This is a genomic window from Nostoc sp. UIC 10890, assembly GCF_054786515.1.
This window is the reverse complement of sequence record NZ_JBSGKF010000139.1, coordinates 1-1,574: the sequence shown is the minus strand read 5'-3', so window position 1 is coordinate 1,574 and position 1,574 is coordinate 1. Positions and strand designations below refer to the sequence as shown.

The following is a 1,574-nucleotide window of genomic DNA, read 5'->3' as shown; positions in this document are numbered from 1 at the left end:
ATCCTTGACCCAGAAGTTTTACCTCCCTATGTAGTCGCAGACTTATACCGTCGAAGATGGCGAATTGAAGAGGCTTTTCACACTGTTAAACGCTTACTGGGACTATCTTATTTATGGACTGGTTCTATTAATGGCATCAAGCTACAAGTCTGGGCTACTTGGCTCTTTTATGCAGTATTAGTTGACTTGGGAGATGCGGTTGCTGATGAATTATCTCTGCCTTTCGACCGTATTTCTTTAGAGATGATTTATCGAGGTCTTTATCATTTTAGTGTTGCCTATGACAAAGGCAAAGCTGAAGACCCTATTAAATACTTTGCTGCAAAAGAGAATCAAGATTTAGGAGTAGTCAAAGCCTTACGAAAACCTGCTTCCAAGCTCGATTTGTCTCCTTTTCCTGCACCCTCTTGACAAATGTGCAATCACTCTAACCTCTCACGAGTGATGTTACTCTGCTGTCAAATGCCAACTTTCAACCAAATGTTAGTATTTAAGAGAGCAAAAAACGAATTTATTAGTAATTGTGTACTAAATCTCTGCTTCCTTATTTGGGTAAAATTGGAGGTAGTAAAAAAGCTAAAAGCTATATATAGCAGGAGTTTTCAGCCTCTATTTCCAAATTCGCAGGGATCTCGGCTCTATGCCTACTTTAATATTCCGCCCAAAATTTAACATATTTTGGGCTGTTTTTATCAGATTTTTCTTAACATTCAACACTTTTGATTTATTTCATAAATTACTTCTAATATCTTCACACAATTTACGATCTTCAATATTAACAAAAGTATTATTTCTAAGATAGTTACGCAGACGGTCACAACTTATAGAAAGTAACTCATCTAATTGTTTTAATTGCCACAATATAACTATTTTATTTGAACTAGCAATAATATACTGGCTGTTAGTGCTAAAGTCAACATCACGAATTTGAAAATTAAAATTTATACTATTTAAAGTACTCTTGTATGGTTTAAGTTCAGTCACTAACTGACCTTGAATGTTCCACAAGAATATTGCATTATTATCTGAAATAGCAATAATATATTGACCATTGGGGCTGAATTTAGTGTAGAGTAAATTTTTTGACGCTTTAAAGATACCTATTAACTGACCTTGAATATTCCATAGTCTAGGAGCTTCATCGATTGAAGTAGTAAGAATATACTGACTATCTGGGCTGAATGCAACACTATATATTCTATCTTGAGATCCCTTAAGTATAGTTAATAACTGACCTTGTAAATTCCATACTCGTGGTGTGTTATCGTCTTCTGAAATAGTGATTATATACTTGTTGTTATTGCTAAATTCTATATTATGGATATCATATTGATCTCCACTAAATTTAGCGATTAATTGACCTTGTACATTCCATAACAAGGAATCGCCTCCTGATATAATAGTAAAAATGTATTTTCCATTGGGACTAAATTTAGCACTCCTCACCTCACCCTGATATCCCTTTAGTTCTGCTACCAATTGACCTTGGAGATTCCACAGTTTTGCAGTTTTATCTAAGGAAGTAGTAACTATATGTTGTCCATTAAAACTAAATTCAACATTAGATACTTCAG

Annotated in this window: 2 pseudogenes; one reads left to right on the top strand and one right to left on the bottom strand. The window is 34.1% G+C overall.

The annotated features are described in order from the left end of the window. Positions 1 to 399 (top strand): annotated as a pseudogene (locus tag ACWATR_RS39920) (transposase); the annotation flags it as partial. Positions 400 to 729: 330 nt separating this feature from the next. Here ACWATR_RS39920 and ACWATR_RS39915 read toward each other — a convergent pair. Then, a pseudogene (locus ACWATR_RS39915) lies at positions 730 to 1,574 on the bottom strand (WD40 repeat domain-containing protein); the annotation flags it as partial.